Source organism: Streptomyces afghaniensis, assembly GCF_044327915.1.
GTDB lineage: Bacteria > Actinomycetota > Actinomycetes > Streptomycetales > Streptomycetaceae > Streptomyces > Streptomyces afghaniensis.
Window position 1 is genome coordinate 42,199 of sequence record NZ_JBIRGJ010000010.1, and the last position, 19,060, is coordinate 61,258.

Annotated in this window: 18 protein-coding genes; 11 read left to right on the top strand and 7 right to left on the bottom strand. The window is 71.5% G+C overall.

What is annotated here, in order from left to right; translation table 11 throughout:
* Window positions 1–7: 7 nt before the first annotated feature.
* The 3 genes from ACH4G3_RS34505 to xseA form a co-directional block, all read right to left on the bottom strand.
* Entirely contained in the window at window positions 8–598 is a 591-nt protein-coding gene (locus ACH4G3_RS34505) for a malonic semialdehyde reductase (RefSeq protein ID WP_397628181.1), read from the bottom strand.
* A 120-nt stretch (window positions 599–718) separates the two neighbouring features.
* Window positions 719–964, bottom strand: a complete 246-nt coding sequence (locus tag ACH4G3_RS34510) for an exodeoxyribonuclease VII small subunit (RefSeq protein ID WP_020275876.1) — start codon at window positions 962–964, stop codon at window positions 719–721.
* A gap of 9 nt (window positions 965–973) precedes the next feature.
* On the bottom strand, window positions 974–2,182 hold the full coding sequence (xseA, locus tag ACH4G3_RS34515) for an exodeoxyribonuclease VII large subunit (protein ID WP_397628182.1): 1,209 nt from the start codon (window positions 2,180–2,182) through the stop codon (window positions 974–976).
* Window positions 2,183–2,324: 142 nt separating this feature from the next.
* Between xseA and ACH4G3_RS34520 the strand changes: the two genes are divergently transcribed.
* Both ACH4G3_RS34520 and ppgK read left to right on the top strand, forming a co-directional pair.
* The gene (locus ACH4G3_RS34520; protein ID WP_397628183.1) at window positions 2,325–3,350 is read left to right on the top strand and encodes a 4-hydroxy-3-methylbut-2-enyl diphosphate reductase; all 1,026 of its coding nucleotides are present in this window, start codon (window positions 2,325–2,327) and stop codon (window positions 3,348–3,350) included.
* A 69-nt stretch (window positions 3,351–3,419) separates the two neighbouring features.
* Entirely contained in the window at window positions 3,420–4,166 is a 747-nt protein-coding gene (gene ppgK / locus ACH4G3_RS34525) for a polyphosphate--glucose phosphotransferase (RefSeq protein WP_397628184.1), read from the top strand.
* Window positions 4,167–4,706: 540 nt separating this feature from the next.
* Here the strand turns inward: ppgK and ACH4G3_RS34530 are convergent.
* Window positions 4,707–5,294, bottom strand: coding sequence for a DUF6542 domain-containing protein (locus tag ACH4G3_RS34530; protein WP_397628185.1), 588 nt, complete (start codon window positions 5,292–5,294; stop codon window positions 4,707–4,709).
* Between the two features lie 169 nt (window positions 5,295–5,463).
* On the opposite strand from ACH4G3_RS34530, the gene ychF reads away from it, so the two are divergent.
* From ychF to ACH4G3_RS34570, 8 genes are all read left to right on the top strand, one after another.
* Window positions 5,464–6,552, top strand: coding sequence for a redox-regulated ATPase YchF (gene ychF, locus ACH4G3_RS34535; protein ID WP_397628186.1), 1,089 nt, complete (start codon window positions 5,464–5,466; stop codon window positions 6,550–6,552).
* Between the two features lie 535 nt (window positions 6,553–7,087).
* Window positions 7,088–7,975, top strand: coding sequence for a helix-turn-helix transcriptional regulator (locus tag ACH4G3_RS34540; RefSeq protein ID WP_397628187.1), 888 nt, complete (start codon window positions 7,088–7,090; stop codon window positions 7,973–7,975).
* A 214-nt stretch (window positions 7,976–8,189) separates the two neighbouring features.
* On the top strand, window positions 8,190–8,702 hold the full coding sequence (locus ACH4G3_RS34545) for an aldo/keto reductase (RefSeq protein WP_397628188.1): 513 nt from the start codon (window positions 8,190–8,192) through the stop codon (window positions 8,700–8,702).
* Window positions 8,703–8,925: 223 nt separating this feature from the next.
* Complete coding sequence (locus tag ACH4G3_RS34550; protein ID WP_397628189.1) at window positions 8,926–9,906, top strand: aldo/keto reductase; 981 nt, start codon at window positions 8,926–8,928, stop codon at window positions 9,904–9,906.
* Window positions 9,907–9,993: 87 nt separating this feature from the next.
* Window positions 9,994–10,767 carry an SDR family NAD(P)-dependent oxidoreductase gene (locus tag ACH4G3_RS34555; RefSeq protein WP_397628190.1) on the top strand — a complete coding sequence of 258 codons (774 nt, stop codon included), beginning with the start codon at window positions 9,994–9,996 and terminating at the stop codon, window positions 10,765–10,767.
* A gap of 13 nt (window positions 10,768–10,780) precedes the next feature.
* On the top strand, window positions 10,781–10,984 hold the full coding sequence (locus tag ACH4G3_RS34560; RefSeq protein WP_397628191.1) for a putative quinol monooxygenase: 204 nt from the start codon (window positions 10,781–10,783) through the stop codon (window positions 10,982–10,984).
* Window positions 10,985–11,020: 36 nt separating this feature from the next.
* Window positions 11,021–11,329 carry an SDR family NAD(P)-dependent oxidoreductase gene (locus tag ACH4G3_RS34565; protein ID WP_397628192.1) on the top strand — a complete coding sequence of 103 codons (309 nt, stop codon included), beginning with the start codon at window positions 11,021–11,023 and terminating at the stop codon, window positions 11,327–11,329.
* Window positions 11,326–12,327: an SMP-30/gluconolactonase/LRE family protein gene (locus tag ACH4G3_RS34570; protein ID WP_397628193.1), complete on the top strand. Its 1,002-nt coding sequence runs from the start codon at window positions 11,326–11,328 to the stop codon at window positions 12,325–12,327. Before ACH4G3_RS34565 ends, ACH4G3_RS34570 begins: the two co-directional genes overlap by 4 nt.
* Before the next feature lie 277 nt (window positions 12,328–12,604).
* Here ACH4G3_RS34570 and ACH4G3_RS34575 read toward each other — a convergent pair whose 3' ends face one another.
* Together ACH4G3_RS34575 and ACH4G3_RS34580 are read right to left on the bottom strand one after the other, a co-directional pair.
* The gene (locus ACH4G3_RS34575) at window positions 12,605–13,405 is read right to left on the bottom strand and encodes a TSUP family transporter (protein ID WP_397628194.1); all 801 of its coding nucleotides are present in this window, start codon (window positions 13,403–13,405) and stop codon (window positions 12,605–12,607) included.
* Window positions 13,406–13,490: 85 nt separating this feature from the next.
* Window positions 13,491–14,396 (bottom strand): LysR family transcriptional regulator, encoded by a 906-nt coding sequence (locus ACH4G3_RS34580; RefSeq protein WP_397628195.1) that lies wholly within the window; start codon window positions 14,394–14,396, stop codon window positions 13,491–13,493.
* 89 nt (window positions 14,397–14,485) lie between these two features.
* Between ACH4G3_RS34580 and ACH4G3_RS34585 the strand changes: the two genes are divergently transcribed.
* A complete protein-coding gene (locus ACH4G3_RS34585) occupies window positions 14,486–15,316 on the top strand; it encodes an oxidoreductase (RefSeq protein WP_397628196.1) in 831 nt (276 codons plus the stop codon).
* 37 nt (window positions 15,317–15,353) lie between these two features.
* Here the strand turns inward: ACH4G3_RS34585 and ACH4G3_RS34590 are convergent, their stop codons facing one another.
* Entirely contained in the window at window positions 15,354–19,058 is a 3,705-nt protein-coding gene (locus ACH4G3_RS34590) for a tetratricopeptide repeat protein (RefSeq protein WP_397628197.1), read from the bottom strand.
* Window positions 19,059–19,060 lie beyond the last annotated feature (2 nt).

The window sequence follows — 19,060 nt, forward strand, 5'->3', positions numbered from 1 at the left end:
CCGCTGGTCAGACGGTCGTGACGACCTGATCGAACTCCAGGCGCGGGGAGCGCGGGTACCAGGCGTCCGGGCCCGGACGGCCGATGTTGACGACCATCAGCGGGGTGTGGTCGTCGTCCAGGAACTCCTTGCGCACGCCCTCGAAGTCGAAGCCGGTCATCGGGCCGGCGGCGAGACCGGCGGCGCGGACGCCGACGATGAAGTACGCGGCCTGGAGGGCGGCGTTCAGCGTGGCGGCGTTCTCGCGGACCGGGCGCTCGGCGAAGAAGAGGTCCTTCACCTGCGGCATGGCCGGGAACAGGTGCGGCAGCTCCTCGTGGAACTCGTTGTCCGCGGAGAGGATCGCGACCAGCGGGGCGGAGGCCGTCTTGGGCCGGTTGCCCTCGGCCATGTGCCGCACCAGGCGCTCGCGGGCCTCGGGGGAGCGGACCAGGGTGATGCGCAGCGGGGTCTGGTTGAAGGCGGTCGGGCCGTACTTGACCAGGTCGTAGATCGCCTGCACCTGCTCGTCGGTCACCGGCTCGTCGGTGAAGGTGTTGGCGGTGCGGGCCTCGCGGAACAGCAGGTCCTGCGCGGCGGGGTCAAGGGCGAGAGACATGGATGAACCTTTGGACCTTCTCGAGCGGGTACGTCTGATGGCTCCGACCGTACGCGAGTGAAGTTCAACGTTCAACCAACTCTGGGGTGTCGTGTCTCACCTCACAGTGAACGGCCCGTGCTACTCCGCGTCCGCCTCGTCCGCGGTCTCCTCCGCCAGCGCCGCGTCCAGCCGCGCCCGCGCCCCGTCCAGCCAGCGCCGGCACACCTTGGCCAGCTCCTCGCCGCGCTCCCAGAGCGCGAGGGACTCCTCCAGCGTCGTACCGCCCGCCTCCAGGCGGCGGACGACCTCGATCAGCTCGTCCCGCGCCTGCTCGTACCCGAGCGCCTCGGTCATGCCCGGCGTCTCATCAACCTCGCTGGTCATCCACCCACCCTATGTGTCCACTCGTACGGAGAACTCACCCTCGGAGACCCGCGCGCGCAGGGCCTCGCCGGCCGCCACCTCGCCGGGGTCGCGGACCGCGTGCCCGTCCGCCTTCTGCAGGACGGCATACCCGCGCTTCAGGGTCGCGGCGGGGGAGAGGGCCACCACGCGCGCGTGCGTGTGCGTCAGCTCCGAGTCGGCCCGGTCGAGCTGGTGCCGCAGACAGCGCCGGCCCCGGTCGAGCAGGTCCGCCACGTGGTCGGCGCGCTCGTCGATCATCCGGTGCGGGTCCTCTATCGACGGCCGCGCGAGCGCGTGGGCCAGCCCGCGCTCCTCCCGCTCCACCAGCGCCGCCACACACCGCCGCGCCCGGTCCCGCAGCAGCCGCACCCGCTCGTACTCCTCGCCGACGTCCGGCACGACCTTCTTCGCGGCGTCGGTCGGGGTGGAGGCGCGCAGGTCGGCGACGTGGTCGAGGAGCGGGTTGTCGGGCTCGTGCCCGATCGCGGACACCACGGGCGTACGGCACTCGGCCACCGTCCGGATCAGCTGCTCGTCGGAGAACGGCAGCAGGTCCTCCACGCTGCCGCCACCGCGCGCGACGATGATCACGTCCACGGCCTCGATCGCGTCGAGCTCCTTCACGGCCTGCACGACCTGCGGCACGGCGTGCACGCCCTGCACGGCGACGTTGCGCACCTCGAAGCGCACGGCGGGCCAGCGGTGCCGGGCGTTCTCCAGCACGTCCCGCTCGGCGGCCGAGGCCCGCCCGCAGACCAGCCCGACGAGCTGCGGCAGGAACGGCAGCGGCTTCTTGCGCTCCGGCGCGAACAGGCCTTCGCGCGTGAGGGCCTTCTTCAGCTGCTCCAGGCGCGCCAGCAGTTCACCGACCCCGACGGGCCTTATCTCGGCCGCCCGCAGCGACAGCTGCCCCCGGGGGGCGTACCACTCGGGCTTCGCGAGGACGACGACCCGGGCGCCCTCGCTCACCACGTCCGCGACGGTGTCGAACACCTGCCGGTAGCAGGTGACGCTGACCGAGATGTCGTACGAGGGGTCCCGCAGCGTCAGGAACACCACACCGGCGCCCGGCCGCCGCGACAACTGCGTGATCTGCCCCTCGACCCACACCGCCCCGAGCCGGTCGATCCACCCCCCGATGAGCCGCGACACCTCACCGACGGGGAGCGGGGATTCCGGAGACGTGTTCACAGCCATGCACGCGAGCGTAGTGGCCACCACCGACAACGCGGATCAGCCGCCATCGGGGGGCGGGATCCGTCAGTCACGTCACGCCCTGTCAGTCTTCTCAGGGACTCCACAGCGGCGCGATCTTCTCCCCGCCGAACGCGGCCTTACGATGGGACGCATGTCTGCTTCGCCTGGCCGCCGTGTCCTGCTCGCCGCCCCCCGTGGCTACTGCGCGGGTGTGGACCGCGCCGTGATCGCCGTCGAGAAAGCGCTGGAGCAGTACGGCGCTCCGGTCTACGTCCGGCACGAGATCGTCCACAACAAGTACGTCGTGCAGACCCTGGAGAAGAAGGGCGCGATCTTCGTCGAGCAGACGGAGGAGGTGCCGCCGGGGAACATCGTCATGTTCTCGGCGCACGGCGTAGCCCCCGTCGTCCACGAGGAGGCCGAGCGCGGCCGCCTCGCCACCATCGACGCCACCTGCCCACTGGTCACCAAGGTCCACAAGGAAGCCGTCCGCTTCGCGAGCGAGGACTACGACATCCTCCTGATCGGCCACGAGGGGCACGAGGAGGTCATCGGCACTTCCGGCGAGGCCCCCGAGCACATCCAGCTCGTCGACGGCCCGGGCGATGTGCAGAAGGTCGAGGTCCGCGACCCGTCCAAGGTCGTGTGGCTCTCCCAGACCACGCTGTCCGTCGACGAGACCATGGAGACCGTCGACGCCCTGAAGGAGAAGTTCCCGCAGCTCATCTCGCCGCCCAGCGACGACATCTGCTACGCCACGCAGAACCGCCAGCTGGCCGTGAAGCAGATGGGCGCCGAGTCGGACCTGGTGATCGTGGTCGGCTCCCGCAACTCCTCCAACTCCAAGCGGCTCGTGGAGGTCGCCAAGATCGCCGGAGCCCGCGAGGCGTACCTCGTGGACTTCGCCGACGAGATCGACGAGGCCTGGCTGGAGGGTGTCTCCACGGTCGGCGTCACCTCGGGCGCCTCCGTGCCGGAGGTCCTGGTCGAGCAGGTCCTGGAGTGGCTCTCGCAGCGCGGCTTCGAGGACGTCGAGATCGTCAAGGCGGCCGAGGAGTCCATCACCTTCTCGCTGCCCAAGGAGCTGCGCCGCGACCTGCGCGAGGAGGCGACGGCGCTGGTCGCCGAGCGCCGCGGCGCCGGAACCGGTGAGGATTCCGGGGAGTGATCGGGGAGCCGCCGGGCGGGGATCGCCGTACGGCCGGTGACTGTCGGTCCCTCGTCGTAACGTAGGGCCATGCAGATCTTCGGTGTGGACATCGGCGGTTCCGGGATCAAGGGTGCCCCGGTGGACCTGGACAAGGGCGACCTGGCTCAGGAGCGCCACAAGGTCCTCACGCCGCAGCCGGCCACGCCCGACGGGGTGGCCGACGGCGTCAAGCAGGTCGTCGACCACTTCGGCTGGACGGGCCCGGTGGGGGTCACGTTCCCGGGCGTGGTCACCGACGGAGCGACGATCCGGACGGCGGCGAACGTCGACGACAGCTGGATCGACACCGACGCGCGCGTGCTGCTCGGCGAGCGGCTGGGCGGTCTGCCGGTGACGGTGGGGAACGACGCGGACGCGGCGGGCGTCGCCGAGATGAACTTCGGCGCCGGCCGCGGCCGCCGCGGCACGGTGATCGTGCTCACGTTCGGCACGGGCATCGGCAGCGCGGTCTTCGTGGACGGCGTCCTGGTCCCCAACACCGAGCTGGGCCACCTGGAGCTCGACGGGCACGACGCGGAGAAGCGGGCCTCCAGCAAGGCCCGGGAGGACCACGACATGACGTGGGAGCACTGGGCGGTGCACCGCGTGCGCAAGTACCTCGCCCACGTCGAGATGCTGTTCTCGCCGGAGCTGTTCATCATCGGCGGCGGTGTCAGCCGCAAGTCACACAAGTTCCTGCCGCACATCGAGGGCATCAAGGCGGAGATCGTCCCGGCACAGCTGCAGAACAACGCGGGGATCGTGGGGGCGGCGATGCGGGCGGCGGGACACTAGAGCGGGCGGTCCCGGCGCTCATGCCGGGGGGGCGGCTCCGGCTGTCACGCCGGGCGGACGTGTGTTGGCCGGCACCCTGGCGGACGTGCCCTGGCTGTCGCATCTGGCGGAACGTGCCCTGCTGTCGCATCTGGCGGAAGGGGCCCTGGCTGTCACGCAGGCGGACGCGCCCGGCTGTCACGCGGCGGACGCGCCCCGGCTGTCACGCCGGGCGGACGTGTGTTGGCCGGCGCCCTGGCGGGTGGGCGCTGGCTGCCGCATCTGGCGGAACGTGCCCTGCTGTCGTACCTGGCGGAAGGGGCCCTGGCTGTCACGCAGGCCGACGCGCCCGGCTGTCACGCGGCGGACGCGCCCCGGCTGTCACGCCGGGCGGACGTGTGTTGGCCGGCGCCCTGGCGGGTGGGCGCTGGCTGCCGCATCTGGCGGAACGTGCCCTGGCTGTCACGCAGGCCGACGCACCCGGCCGTCACGCGGCGGACGCACCCGGCCGTCACGTCGGCGGACGCACCCGGCTGTCACGTCGGCGGACGCGCCCGGCCGTCACGTCGGCGGGCGCCCCCCACCCGCCGTCCGTCGCCGGTGCACCAGACGGACGCGACGGACGAGCACGATCAGCCCGGCGACGAGTGTGCCGCCGTAGAGCCACCCGGCCTGCGTCGCGAGCGCCGTCACCAGCCCCATCAGCCTGCCGCCGGCACCACCGTCGCCGTCCGCCATCGGCAGCAGCCCCACGGCGAAGGCGATCGGCACGACGACGGGCGCGGTCATCAGATCCCCGCGCCGTACCCAGACGGCGGTGAGCACGCACACCGGCAGGAACAACACCCCGTACGCCGTCAGCGACGCCCCGAACAGCACAGCGCAGACCAGGCCGAGCAGGAACATCACCAGCGCGCAGAACAACCCGCTGCCCAGCCCGGTCAGCCGGGGGTTGGGCAACCGCGCCGCGGCAGGTGCCGGCGCGGGGGCGGGTCGCCGTACCGACGGGGGACGGCGCTGCGGTCCAGGCTGCCGGACCGCTCGCACCGCCCCGCCGCCCGCTCCGCGTCCCGCCTGCGGTGGCAGGGACGATCTCGGCCGGTCGTGTCGCGGTCCGTACTGGGCAGGTCGCGTCCTGTATCGCTCCACCGCACCAACTTAGGTCGTTCAATATGCCGAATAGGCCTTCAGACACGCCGTGGACCCAGGCTTGGCCAAGCGTTCGATACGCCGCCGGGACGGTTCCGGGTACGCCGTAGACTGGTGGATCGGCCGGTCCCCTGGCCCCCTGCCCTCTCCACTCACGGGAAGTCGCAACGTGTCGCTCACGATCGGAATCGTCGGTCTGCCGAATGTCGGCAAGTCGACCCTGTTCAACGCCCTGACCAAGAACGACGTGCTGGCGGCCAACTACCCGTTCGCCACGATCGAACCCAACGTCGGCGTCGTCGGCGTCCCCGACCCGCGGCTCGGCAAGCTGGCCGAGATCTTCAAGTCGGAGCGGATCCTCCCGGCCACGGTCGACTTCGTCGACATCGCGGGCATCGTGCGCGGCGCGTCCGAGGGCGAGGGCCTGGGCAACAAGTTCCTCGCGAACATCCGCGAGTCCGACGCGATCTGCCAGGTCATCCGCGCCTTCAAGGACGAGAACGTCGTGCACGTCGACGGCAGGATCTCGCCCAAGGACGACATCGAGACGATCAACACCGAGCTGATCCTCGCGGACCTCCAGACGGTCGAGAAGGTCCTGCCGCGTCTCCAGAAGGAGTCGCGGATCAAGAAGGACATCCAGCCCAAGGTCAAGGCGGTCGAGGAGGCCAAGGAGATCCTGGAGAAGGGCGACACGCTCTTCGCGCACGGCATCGTCCAGGGCAGCGAGCGCAACGAGCCCCTCCACGACCTGCACCTGCTCACGACCAAGCCCTTCCTCTACGTCTTCAACGTCGACGAGGACGAACTGGTCGACGAGGACTTCAAGAACGAGCAGCGCGCCCTGGTCGCCCCCGCCGAGGCGATCTTCCTCAACGCCAAGCTGGAGGCGGACCTCGCCGAGCTCGACGAGGACGAGGCCCTCGAGCTCCTCCAGTCCGTCGGCCAGGAGGAGCCCGGCCTCGCGACGCTGGCCCACGTCGGCTTCCGCACGCTCGGCCTCCAGACCTACCTGACGGCCGGCCCCAAGGAATCCCGCGCCTGGACCATCAAGAAGGGCGCCACGGCCCCCGAGGCCGCCGGCGTGATCCACACCGACTTCCAGAAGGGCTTCATCAAGGCGGAGGTCATCTCCTTCGACGACCTGGTGGAGACGGGCTCGGTGACGGAGGCCCGCGCGAAGGGCAAGGCCCGCATGGAGGGCAAGGACTATGTGATGCAGGACGGGGATGTCGTGGAGTTCCGCTTCAATGTGTAGCGGCTGACACAGCACCACTTCGCTGATCTGGCAAACATGCAGTTCAGGAGGGGTCCGACTCTTCGAGGTCGGGCCCCTTGCTCTTTCCCGTGCTGGGATGGTGCTGGGATGGGATGAGAATGCCCGCGCTGGGTTTACCGTGTGCGCTTCTGCGTGAGGGGTGGGCGGCACGGCGCGCCCTGGTGCCGTCGGAGGCGGCGCGGGCGCGGTCGAACTGGTGCTGGGTCTCGGCTTCGCCCATGCGTAGGGTGCGGGCGAGGTGAGCGCAGGACGCTCTCGGAGACGCCGCGTAGGTTCCTGCGTTCCGTCCGGGTGTAGTAAGCGGTGTTCACGCCGACGAGCTGGGCGACCTCCTCGCGGCGCAGCCCGGGGATTCCCGTGATCCGCATCCCGCCCGGGGCGGGCAGGTATCCAGCGGCGAACCCCTCTGACCTGCGGCTCCGCGCTACTGGAAGGGGCTGGTGTTGGGGGTTACTGCTGTGAGGGGTAATGACAGGGTCTCTCAGTTCGTGAGCGGCGAACCTAGCCTGGCCTCATGGACAACCGCGCCGAAATCAGTGCCTTTCTGAAGTCTCGCCGTGACAAGATCACGCCCGAGCAGGCCGGTCTGCCCGTGTACGGCCAACGCCGGGTGGCCGGGCTCCGCAGGAACGAGGTCGCGACGCTCGCTGGCGTCAGCGTCGAGTACTACACGCGTCTGGAGCGCGGCAATCTCAGCGGTGTCTCCGACAGCGTCCTGGAGGCGCTGGCCCAGGCTCTGCGGCTCGACGACACGGAGCGCACGCACTTGTACGACCTGGCCCGGGCGGCGAACAAGACGCCCGCCCGTGTGCGGCGCCGGACTGCCCGGCCGGCTGTGCGGCCCAGCGTGCAGCGCATCGTTGACGGGATGCCGGGCATGCCGGCGTTCGTGAAGAACCACCGATTCGACATTCTGGTCGCCAACCCGCTCGGTCGCGCACTGTTCTCGGAGATGTACGCCGATCCGGTCTGCGGGGCGAACACCGTGCGGTTCGTGTTCCTCAGCCCCGCGGCCCGGCGGTTCTATGTTGACTGGGAACGCATCGCCAAGGGCGCCGTGGGCGCGCTGCGGATCGAGGCGGGCAAGAACCCGTACGACCGCGAGTTGTCGAACCTGATCGGTGAGCTGTCGACGCGCAGCGACGCCTTCCGCGTGATGTGGGGCGCCCACGACGTACACGTCTTCCATGACGGGACGAAACGCCTCCGGCATCCGGTCGTCGGCGAGCTGGAGCTCAACTTCGAATCGATGAACCTGCCGGACGGCTCGGGGCTCGTCGTGGCGTTGTACAACGCGGCCCCCGGCTCCGCCGCCGCGGACGCGCTGAACCTGCTGGCGAGCTGGTCCGCCACGGCCGAGGCCGCGGATGTGCAGGCCGCCGAGGCGGACTCCGAGAACTGAACCGACGTCCACAGCCCCGCCTTCTCCGGCTGCCGCCGGCAGCAAGGGCGGGGCTTCGGCCTGCGCATATGCCGCTGGGGGTCCCTGCTGTTACCCCTCACAGCAAAGACTCCCTCATCGTGTCCGTTCCCGGTTGCATGGTCAGTGCCCCGCTTCGGGGCCGACCGGTATCGAACCTCGTATCGGTCCGTCCCCGCTCATGCAAGGAACCACCATGACTGGCAAGAGCACGATGATCACGCTGAACAACGGCGTGCAGATGCCCGCGCTCGGCCTCGGCGTCTTCCAGAACCCACCGGAGGAGACCGCCACCGCGGTCACGACCGCGCTCCAGCACGGCTACCGACTGATCGACACCGCCGCCGTCTACGGCAACGAGAAGGAGGTCGGCGAGGGCATCGTCACCCAGGCGTGCTCGCCCCTCGGCGCGGTGAACCTGTACTGGCCCGACGCACCGCACGCGGGCAAGAGCCCGTTGCAGGACCCGGTCATCACTGAGATCGCCGCCAGGTGCGGCAAGACCTCCGCGCAGATCGTGCTGCGCTGGCACATCGAGCACGGCCTGTCCGCGATCCCGAAGTCCGTCACGCCGCACCGCATCTTGGAGAACATCGGCATCTTCGACTTCGCGCTCACCGCCGACGAGACGGCCGCCGTCGACGCCCTCGACACCGGCCTGCGCGGCGGTCCCGACCCGGACAGCATCAGGGCCGACTCCTTCGGCTGAACCAGCGCCGGCACCCGGCCGCTCCCGCGACGCGGCCTGCGATCACCCAGCTGAAGAACATCGTCGAGGGCGCCGACGCGAGCTGACCCCGCGGCGACCCATCTGGAGCAACACCCCATGCGACGAAGCGGACTGACCACACGTCCGGCGCACCTCACGACCATCAGGACCCACACCGGCCAGGGCGTTGGCGTCGCTCGTGGCCAATCGAAAGGAGAACGAAATGAAGAAGCGTGAACTGGGAAACAGCGGGTTCGAAGTGTCGTCGATCGGGCTCGGCTGCATGGGAATGACCTTCGGCTACGGCCCGGCCGCGGACACGGGTGAGGCCATCAAGCTGATCCGGGCGGCCGCCGAGCGCGGTGTGACGCTCTTCGACACCGCGGAGGCGTACGGGGAAGCGAACGAAAGGCTGGTGGGCGAGGCACTGGCGCCGGTGCGCGACCAGGTCTCCATCGCCACGAAGTTCGGGTTCAAGGACGGAAACCCCACGGCGGGGCTGGACAGTCGGCCGGAGCGGATCCGGCTGGTCGCCGAGCAGTCCCTGCAGCGTCTGCAGACCGACCGCATCGATCTGTTCTACCAGCACCGGGTGGACCCCGACGTGCCGATCGAAGAGGTCGCCGGCACGGTCCGGGATCTCATCCAGGAAGGCAAGGTCAAGCACTTCGGCCTGTCCGAAGCGGGTGAGGACGTCATCCGCAGGGCCCACGCGGTCCAGCCGGTCACGGCCCTGCAGAGCGAGTACTCGCTGTGGTGGCGCGAGCCCGAGGAGACCATCCTGCCGACCCTGGAAGAACTGGGCATCGGCTTCGTGCCGTTCAGCCCGCTCGGCAAGGGCTTCCTGACCGGCGCGATCAGTCAGGACACGAAGTTCGAGGCCAATGACATCCGTAACGTGCTGCCGCGCTTCGAGGAAGAGGCGCGTGAGGCCAACCTCGCACTGATCGCGCTGCTGGGTGAGATCGCGGACGCCAAGCAGGCGACCCGGGCTCAGACCGCCATCGCGTGGCTGCTGGCGCAGAAGCCGTGGATCGTACCGATCCCGGGCACGACGAAGCTGCACCGCCTCGAAGAGAACATCGGCGCCGACAACGTGGAACTGACCTCCGAGGACCTCAGGCGCATCGAAGAGGCCGTTGCCCAGGTGCAGATCAAGGGCGAGCGGTACACCGCAGCGCAGCAGAAGACCATCAACCGGTAGGTCACCGGCCTCCATCGGCCCGTTCCTGACGAAGCGTCGTTTCGAGGCGCTTCGTCAGGAAGGCCCTGCCCATCAGGAGAAGTTCACATGGAATCACAGGCACTCAAGGGGCGGATCGCCCTGGTCACCGGCGGCACGACCGGACTCGGCTTCGGCGCCGCCAAGCGTCTGATCGAAGAGGGAGCCACTGTCTACATCACAGGCCGGCGCAAGGACGTGCTCGACGCCGCCGCGGAGAAGCTCGGCCCGTCCGCCACCGGGATCCGGGCCGATGTCACGAGCAAGAGCGACATGCTGCGCGTCGCCGAAACGATCAAGGCGGCGCACGGCCACCTCGACATACTCTTCGCCAACGCGGGTGGCGGACACGCCACGCCTCTTGCCGAGCTGACCGAGGAGCAGATCGACAGCGAGCTCGGCATCAACATCAAGGGCGTCATCCTCACGGTGCAGAGCGTGCTGGACGTCCTGCGCGACGGCGCGTCCATCGTCCTCAACGCGTCGATCACCGCCGACATGGGGCTGCCCGGGTTCGCCGTCTACGCGTCGTCGAAGGCGGCGGTACGCTCCCTCGCCCGCAGCTGGACGACGGACCTCAAGGACCGTGGGATCCGGGTCAACTCGATCAGCCCCGGAGTGGTGCCCACCGAGGGCTACAGCCACGAACAGAAGCTGACCGACGAAGACATCGCCGCCTACGTCGAGCGCGTCGCGAAGGAGATCCCGGCGGGACGCGTCGGGACGGCCGAGGACATCGGCGACGCCCTCGTCTTCCTGGCCTCGGACACCAGCCGCTACATCACGGGCGTCGACCTCGTCGTGGACGGCGGCATGACCCGCGTCTACGCCGGCCAGAACTGACGGAGGAATCCACATGACCACGGCCAAGTCGGCGGAGCGCCACATCATGTCGGACGAGCCCGACACCTTCTACATCGTCGACGGCTGGGCCTCGCCCGAAGCCGTCGCGGAACACGCCGAGCATCCGAACGTGACGAAGGTCGTCGAGCAACTCCTCCCTCTGCTCGCCGTACCCCTCAAGGTCACCACGAGCCATCGGGTCAGCGACCCGGACTAGCGACTGGCCGGGGTCCGAACCCCTCAGGACATACTCATGGCTCGCATCTTCATCACCGGTTCCACCGACGGCCTCGGCCTGATGGCCGCCCAACTGCTCTTGCGGCAGGGCCACACGGTGGCGCTCCACGCACGCAACAACACCCGGGCCCGAGACGCACACGCCGCGCTCCCGGACAATGCGGGCGTCGCCGTCGGCGACCTCTCCAGCATCGCCGGGACCTGCGATGTGGCCACCCAGGTCAACGACTTGGGCACCTTCGACGCGGTCATCCACAACGCCGGCGTCGGCTACCACGGGCGAGGCTTCACGGCGCTGATCACCCCGAAGGAAAGAGCCCAATGATCACCAAAGAAATATCCATGAAGAAGCCGTTCAAGCTCGCGGCGATCTCCGCGACGGCAGCCGTCATCGTCTCGGCACCGTTCGCGTCCGCCGCGACCGGACACGCGGACGCGCAGCCCGCCGTCACCCACGTGAAGACCGTGGCCGCCTTCGACTTCGCCACCGGCGACGTGCCCGAGAACATCACCGTCGCCCCGGACAATTCACTGACCGTCTCGATGGTGGGCACGCCCGCGGGCGAACGGCCGGCACTGGTGCGGATCGCACCGTCCGGGCACCGCACGGTGCTGGTCACCGGGCAGAAGGGCGACGGAATCACCGGCAACACTCGCGGCCACGACGGCACCGTCTACTACAACGTGTGGTCCTCCGACGCCTCCCGGAACGGGGTGTGGATGCTGCCGCCCGGCGGCACTCCTCACCGCATCGCGGCATTGCCCGCAGGCGGAGTCCCCAACGGTCTGGCCATCGATCCGGCCGGCCGCACCTTGTACGTCGCCGACAGCCAGATGGGCACCGTCTGGGCGGTCCCGGTCTCCGGCGGTCCCGCGACCGCGTGGCTGGTCGACCCCGCCCTCGCGATCAAGGCGTCCGCGCCCGTGCCGTACGGTGCGAACGGACTCCGTTTCCACAACGGCGCCGTATGGGTCTCCAACCTCAGCAAGGGCACCCTGCTGCGGATCCCCGTCACCGCTACCGGAGCTCCGGGCCGGGTCCACATCGTCACCAGCGGCCTCACTGGCATCGATGACTTCAACTTCCTCAGCGACCACTCCAACGTCGTGTTCGCCGCGCTGAACTCACAGAACAAAATCGCGGTCGTCTACCCGAACGGCACCACCAGGACCGTGCTGACCGCCTCGGACGGCCTCGCCTCGCCCACCGCCACCGCGGTGCGCGGCAAGCGGCTGTACATCACCGACGGCGGGCTCAACGAGCCCCATGAAGCGCAAGTGCAGAGCGGGAAGATCGACCTCGGCGCGCTGCTCTCACACTGAGCGCCCGGCAGTTCCCGGCAATTCAGAGGACGTGGCCTGCAGGGATGCCACAGGTGGTGGGCGGTGAGCGGCGCACCGGGCAGTGGTCCGCGGCGCCGGCCAACTCGTTCGGGTTCGGCGGGCACAACGTCAGTCTCGTCTTCACCGACTGACGACCTGACCCGAACGTGTCCGGCGCGCGGTCGGCCCCAACACGACGCGTGCCACGAGTCGCTCACGGTTCCGGTCGCCCGGGTGACGAATTCGAGGAATCGGCAGGCCGTGTGTACGGAGCAACTCAGTTCAGGGTCTGGGCGGCGTACAGAGCGCCGACGGCCGTGGCGAGGGCGCCGAGCAGGAGGCGTAGGGCGCGGTCGGGCAGGCGGGGCTGGAGGCGGGCGCCGAGGTAGCCGCCGATGAGGCCGCCCGTGCCGCAGGCGAGGCCGAGCCACCAGTCGGGGGCGACCTCTCCGGAGCTCATCAGCGACAACAGCGCGTAGGCGGTGGCGCCGACGAGCGACGTGGCGAACGTGGCGGCGAGCGCGGCCGGGGCGACGCGGGCGACGGGCAGGCCGCGTCCGACGAGGATCGGGCCGAGCAGGGAGCCGCCGCCGATGCCGTAGACGCCGCCGACCACGCCGACCGCCAGCGCGAGGCCGGTCAGCGTGTGCGGGGCCAACTCGCCCGGCACCACCTCGCCCCTGGGCGACGGGCGGTGGTGGGCCGGGGCGAGGGCGCGCAGGAACAGCCACAGGCCGAGCGGCAGCAGCAGTGCGGCCGCCAGGAGCCGGAAGGCCCCCGGGCCGGGCAGGGCGAAGACCCGGACGGTGGCGCCGATGACGACGCCGGGCAGCGTGCCCAGCACCAGGCGCCGGGCGAGGTCGCCGCGCAGCGCGCCGTCGTGGCGGTAGCGCCACAGGGCACCGGGTCCGGCCACCACGTTGTACAGCAGGTTGGTCGGGGTGACCGCCGGGTTGGGCACGCCGAAGACGCTCAGCTGGACCGGGAGCAGGAACACCGCGCCGGACACTCCGACCGGGGCGGTCACGGTCGCGATCACCAGCCCGGCGGCCAGCCCGCCCCACACGGTCCAGTCCACTGTCGCCCCGCTTCCCCCGGCCCTTCGAACGCCCGGTCAGTATCAGCGGCCCGGAGGGCTACGGGGGTGGCGTGCAACGAGATGTTCATGAACGGCCCGTGACCCGTCGGCAGGCCTCCGCATACGCCCGGACCAGCGGACGTCGCCCGTCCTCCCGTCGCCAGGCCAGGACGTAGCGGCTGGGCCTGACACCACGCACCGGGCGGGCGGTCACGCCGCCCAGCGTGAGCAGGGGGACGTTGCCCGCGGCCACGAGGCACACGCCGAGACCGGCGGTCAGGGCCTCGTACGTCTCCTCCGTGCTCGCGATCTCGGCGCCGATCCGGGGAGGCCGGCCGTCGCGGGCGTCCAGGGCCAGCCAGTAGTCGCGCAGCGGGCCCGTGCTCTTCGGCAGCGCGAGGAACGGCTCGTCGAGCAGGTCCGTGAAGTCGACCTCGGTGCGGTCGGACAGGGGGTGCGTGTCCGGGAGGGCGACCATGAGCGGTTCCTCGGCGACGACCGTCCAGTCGTAGCGCTCCTGGCCGGGCAGCGGCAGCCAGACGAAGGCCACGTCCGCGGCGCCGTCGGCGAGGCCCGCGCTCGGGTCCTCCCAGTTGACCTGCCGCAGCCGGATGACGGCCTCCGGGTGCCCGGCCGTGAAGCGGGAGCGGATCGCGGGCAGCAGGCCGCCCCGGACCGGGCTGGTGCTCATGCCCACGACCAGCGTGCTGTGCTGCGCCGCCCGGGCCGCCTCCACCGCGGCCGCCCCCTCCGCCCAGTCCGCCAGCACCCGCCGGGCGTGCGGCAGCAGTGCCGTACCGGCGTCGGTGAGGGCCACGCCGTGCCGGTCGCGGCGGAACAGCTCGATGCCCAACTGCCGTTCCAGCGCCCGGACCTGTTTGCTCAGCGCGGGCTGCGACACGTACAGGCGCTCGGCGGCTCGGGTGAAGTGCAGTTCCTCGGCCACCGCCACGAAGTAGCGCAGGTCGCGCACATGAACGTCGAGGGTCATAGCCATTGGTTATCACCAAATGTCTTGGACCGGGCATCGGGCCGGGCGAGAGGGTGGTCGGCGTAACGACATCGAGACGGGGAGCTGTCATGAACAAGGTGTGGCTGATCACGGGCGCGAGCAGTGGTTTCGGGCGGGCGATCGCCGAGGCGGCCCTCGCCGCGGGCGACGTGGTGGTCGGCGCGGCCCGGCGCCCCGAGGCGCTGGACGATCTGGTCGCCGCCCACCCCGACCGGGTGGAGGCCCTGCGCCTGGACGTCGCCGACACCGGCGCCGCCGAGGCCGCCGTAGGGGACGTCGTGGCGCGGCACGGGCGGATCGACGTCCTGGTCAACAACGCCGGCCGGACACATGTCGGTGCCTTCGAGGAGACCACCGAGGAGGAGCTGCGGGCGTTGTTCGAGGTGCATGTCTTCGGCCCGGCCGCCCTCACCCGGGCCGTGCTGCCGTACATGCGCGAGCGGCGGTCGGGCGCGATCGTGCAGATGAGCAGCATGGGCGGGCAGCTGTCCTTCGCGGGCTTCTCGGCGTACAGCGCCACGAAGTTCGCCCTGGAGGGCATGTCCGAGGGGCTCGCGGACGAGGTCGCGGAGTTCGGCGTCAAGGTGCTGATCGTCGAGCCGGGCGCGTTCCGCACGGGCCTGTTCGAGACCGGGCGGGCCGGTGCCAGTGCGGACAGCGGCGTGTACGGCAAGGTGAGCGAGACCCGCGGCCTGGTCGCCGGCGGTGACGGCACCCAGCCCGGCGACCCGGCCAAGGCCGCCGCCCTCATCCTGGCCGCGCTCGACGCCGATTCCACGCCGCTGCGGCTGCCCCTCGGCGACGACGGCGTCAGCGCGGTCCTCGGCCATCTCGACCAGGTGCGCGACGAGGTCCAGGCGTGGGAGAAGCGGGCCCGGGCCACGGGGTTCGACGACTGACGCCGCACACCCCGACGGGAGGCGACCGCGGTCGCGGTCACCCCGGCGGCCGTGCCTCCCACGGCTGCGCGATGTCCCCGCCCGGCTCCCAGCCGTAGCGCGCGAGCTGGTCCGCGGCCGCTTCCCGGCCCGCCCTGCGCAGCAGGTCGACCGCGCTGTGGAGGGCGAAAACCGTCCCCGACTCGCCGGCCCGCCGGCACCAGGCGAGCGCCTCGTCGACCTGACCGGTCCGCTGGAGGAGTTCGGCACCCTGGCGCAGGGCGCTGATGTCCCCGGCCTCGGCGGCGCGTTCGTACCACTCCAGCGCCTCGTCGGTCCGGCCCGCTTCCTGGGAGAGTTCCGCGGCCCAGCGCAGCGCGAAGGTGTCGCCCGTCTCCGCCGCCCGCCGGTAGCGGGCCAGGGCCTCGGCGGGGCGGCCGGTCTCCCTCAGCAGGTCGCCGGCCAGCCACAGGACGAACTCGCATCCGGCCTCGGCGCGGTCCTGGAGCCAGTCGATCGCCTCGTCGGTGCGGCCGGCCTCCCGCAGCAGGAACGCCGTCTGCCACAGCGCGTCCACGTCACCCGCCTCCGCCGCGCGCCGGTACCAGGCGACGGCCTGGTCACGCCGGCCCGCCTCCTGCAGCAGACAGGCCGCCTGCCACAGTGCCTCGGAGTCGCCGGCCCGCGCCGCGCGTTCGTACCACTCCAGCGCCTCGTCGGTCCGGCCCGCGCCCTGCAACAGGCTCGCCGCCTGGCTGAGCGCACTGGTCTCGCCCGCCTCCGCGGCGCGGCCGTACCAGGTCAGCGCCTCGTCCGTACGGCCCTCCTCCTGGGAGAGGAAGGCACCCTGCCAGAGCGCGTCCACGTCACCCGCTTCGGCGGCGCGTTCGTACCACTCCAGCGCCTCGTCGGTGCGCCCCTCCTGCTGGAGCAGGGAAGCCGCCTGTCCCAGGGCGTCCGTGTCCCCGGCCTCGGCGCGCTCCCGCAGCCAGGCGACGGCCTCCTCGGTGCGGTCCGCCTCCAGCAGCAGGTCGACGATCTGCTGGGCGCCGTCCGTCTCCCCGGCGTCGACCGCCCGCTGGTACCACTCGAGTGCCTGGGCGACCCGGCCCGTGCGCCGCAGGACGTCACCGGCCTGGAGCAGCGCGGACGTGTGCCCGGCGTCGGCGGCACGGGCGTACCACGTCAGCGCCTCGTCGGTGCGGCCTTCCTGCTGGAGCAGGGAGGCGGCCTGCCACAGGGCGTCCACGTCGCCGGCCTCGGCCCGTTCCCGCAGCCAGGCGACGGCCTCCTCGGTGCGGTCCGCCTCCAGCAGCAGGTCCACGGCCCGCCGCCGCGCACTGGTGTCACCGGTCCCGGCCCAGCCGCGCAGCCACGTTATGGCCTCCTCGCCGCGCCCCGACTCCAGCAGCAGATCCACCAAGGGGCGGCGCAGGCCCGCGTCCCCCGTCTCGACCTGTGCCGTCAGCCACTCCACCGCCTCGTCGGCACGTCCGGCCTCCCGCAGCAGCGACACCGCCCGCAGCAGCGCCGAGACGTGCCCGGACCGGGCCCGGGCGCGCAGGGCGTCGAGAGCGTCGTCGGTGCGGCCCGCCGTCCACAGCAGATCGACCATCTGCTGGAAGGCGAAGGCGTCGTCGGTCTTGGCACGGGCGCTCAGCCAGCGGACGGCCTCCTCGGTGCGCCCCGCCTCCCGCAGCAGGCCGACCGTCTGCTGCAACGCGTAGGTGTCGCCCGTCTCGGCGGCCCGCCGGTACCAGGTCAGCGCCTCGTCCGGGGCACCCGCCTCGCGCAGGAGGCCGGCCGCCCTGCGCATGGCGTCGATGTCACCGGCCTCGGCCGCCCGCCGGTACCAGGGCAACGCGTCCTGAGGGTGTCCCTCGCTCTGCAACTCGTAGGCGAGCCTGCGCATCGCGTTGACGTCACCGGCTTCGGCACGGCGCAGCAGCCAGCCCATCGCGTCCTCGGTGCGGCCCGCCTCGCGCAGCAGCCCGAGTGTCTGCTGGAGGGCTTCGCTGTCGCCGGTCTCGGCCGCCCGCCGGTACCAGCCGATCGCCTCGTCGGTGCGGCCCGCCTCGCGCAGCAGGGCGGTCGTCTGCCGCAGCGCGAACGAGTCGCCGGCCTCGGCGGCCCGCTGGTACCAGGCGATCGCCTCGTCGGTCCGGTCCGCCTCGCGCAGCACCTTCGCGGCCTGGAGCAGCGCGAACGTGTCGCCGTGCGCGGCGGCCACGGAGTAGGCGCGGACCGCGAGCCGTTTGAGACCGCGCAGCCCCGCCGAGCGCGCGATGTCGACGTGGCTGCCGACGGCGGCGTGGTCGACGAGCGCGTTCCACAGCTGCGGGGGCACGCCGGCGGTCCGGCGGTTGGTGCGGCCCTCCTGTTCCAGGTAGTCGGCGAGGACGTAGTGCGGCTGGGCCGGATACGGGTCGCCGGGCCGGGGCCGCATCCGGGTGAGGGGGCCGCGGGCGCCATGGCAGGGCGCGGCCGTGTAGGCCAGTGCCTGCTCCAGCCAGTCCTCGCCGAGCGTGTCCCACTGGCCGTCGGTGAGGTAGCCCGGGGCGGCGGCCTCCAGCAGCGCGTGCGGGAGCGCCCGGGCGTGGCCGAGCCGCCGCGCGTCCATCGCCGTCTCGATCAGCGCCCGCGCCGCGGTGGGGGCGGCCCGGTAGCGGTCGAGCAGGGAGGGCGCGCCCGCCAGGTACTGGGTGATCTGCCCCTGTTCGGCCTCGGCGACGGCCCGGGCCAGCCTGGGGTCGCCGCCGGCGGCGACCCGCAGCGCCTTGAGGGCCGGGCCGTTGAAGGTGTCCGGCACGGGTACGACGGCGCCGCTGAGCAGGACCCGGGCCTGCGGGTGGGCATCGGCGAGGCCGGGCTGGGGCGTGCCGGTGAGGGTGGCCCAGTACTCGGGCCACATCGTGCCGAGGACGAGCACCGGGGCCCGGTCCGGCTCCGCGAGCAGGTCACGCAGTCCGGCGGCGACGCGCTCGCCGACGGAGTCGGTGGGCGTCAGCAGGTAGTGCTGCATCTCGTTGAGCCACACCACCGTCCGCGGAGCCACCGCGGCCAGGTCCGCCAGCACCGCCTGCGGGCGGTCGGGGGCGATCGGGTGCCACAGCCGCCAGCCGGCCGGGAGTTCCTGCACGGCCTCCCAGCAGGCCCGGGTCTTGCCGCAGGAGGAGCCGCCGACCAGGACGACCATGCCGCTGACGCCGTCGGCGGCCTGCTGGACCACCTCACGCAGCCGGGTGTCGTGTACGCGTTCGACATAGGCCGGGAGGAGGGGCAGCGTCTCGCTCCTGCCGTTGTCCCACGGCCCGGCGGCCGGGGGGACTTCGATCGCCCGGTGGACCTCCAGCGAGAACGGGTCGGCGAGTTCGCCGACGGGCCGCCCGGGAGCGGTCCGGCCCTCGGGGCCCGGCAGCGGATCGGGACCGTGGTCGCCTACGCCGGGAACCGCCGGCGGCGACGGTGGCGTCCTCTCCTGCGATGGCGCCTCGGGCGCGCGGTCGGCCGCCATCAGCGCGGACCACTGGCGTGGCACCGGGGGAGGCAGCTCGGCCCAGCGGGCCAGGATCCGGGCCACCGCGAGCAGGTGGTCGAGGTTCCGCGGCGCGTGCTTGTGGTTGAACCAGTCGCTGATCGTCTTGACCGAAACGCCGGACTCCTCGGCCAGCCTGCTCCGTACGAGGCGGAGTTCACGGTCGGCGAGACGTGCCTCGGCCCGCCTGCGTAACCGGTCGAGCTCCTCGAGCACCAGCGACGCCACTC

Excerpts from the sequence above, each read along its gene's own strand:
- ACH4G3_RS34505 (WP_397628181.1), bottom strand. The coding sequence starts at position 598 with ATGTCTCTCGCCCTTGACCCCGCCGCGCAGGACCTGCTGTTCCGCGAG.
- ACH4G3_RS34510 (WP_020275876.1), bottom strand. The coding sequence starts at position 964 with ATGACCAGCGAGGTTGATGAGACGCCGGGCATGACCGAGGCGCTCGGG.
- xseA (WP_397628182.1), bottom strand. The coding sequence starts at position 2,182 with ATGGCTGTGAACACGTCTCCGGAATCCCCGCTCCCCGTCGGTGAGGTG.
- ACH4G3_RS34520 (WP_397628183.1), top strand. The coding sequence starts at position 2,325 with ATGGGACGCATGTCTGCTTCGCCTGGCCGCCGTGTCCTGCTCGCCGCC.
- ppgK (WP_397628184.1), top strand. The coding sequence starts at position 3,420 with ATGCAGATCTTCGGTGTGGACATCGGCGGTTCCGGGATCAAGGGTGCC.
- ACH4G3_RS34540 (WP_397628187.1), top strand. The coding sequence starts at position 7,088 with ATGGACAACCGCGCCGAAATCAGTGCCTTTCTGAAGTCTCGCCGTGAC.
- ACH4G3_RS34545 (WP_397628188.1), top strand. The coding sequence starts at position 8,190 with ATGACTGGCAAGAGCACGATGATCACGCTGAACAACGGCGTGCAGATG.
- ACH4G3_RS34550 (WP_397628189.1), top strand. The coding sequence starts at position 8,926 with ATGAAGAAGCGTGAACTGGGAAACAGCGGGTTCGAAGTGTCGTCGATC.
- ACH4G3_RS34555 (WP_397628190.1), top strand. The coding sequence starts at position 9,994 with ATGGAATCACAGGCACTCAAGGGGCGGATCGCCCTGGTCACCGGCGGC.
- ACH4G3_RS34560 (WP_397628191.1), top strand. The coding sequence starts at position 10,781 with ATGACCACGGCCAAGTCGGCGGAGCGCCACATCATGTCGGACGAGCCC.
- ACH4G3_RS34565 (WP_397628192.1), top strand. The coding sequence starts at position 11,021 with ATGGCTCGCATCTTCATCACCGGTTCCACCGACGGCCTCGGCCTGATG.
- ACH4G3_RS34570 (WP_397628193.1), top strand. The coding sequence starts at position 11,326 with ATGATCACCAAAGAAATATCCATGAAGAAGCCGTTCAAGCTCGCGGCG.
- ACH4G3_RS34580 (WP_397628195.1), bottom strand. The coding sequence starts at position 14,396 with ATGACCCTCGACGTTCATGTGCGCGACCTGCGCTACTTCGTGGCGGTG.
- ACH4G3_RS34585 (WP_397628196.1), top strand. The coding sequence starts at position 14,486 with ATGAACAAGGTGTGGCTGATCACGGGCGCGAGCAGTGGTTTCGGGCGG.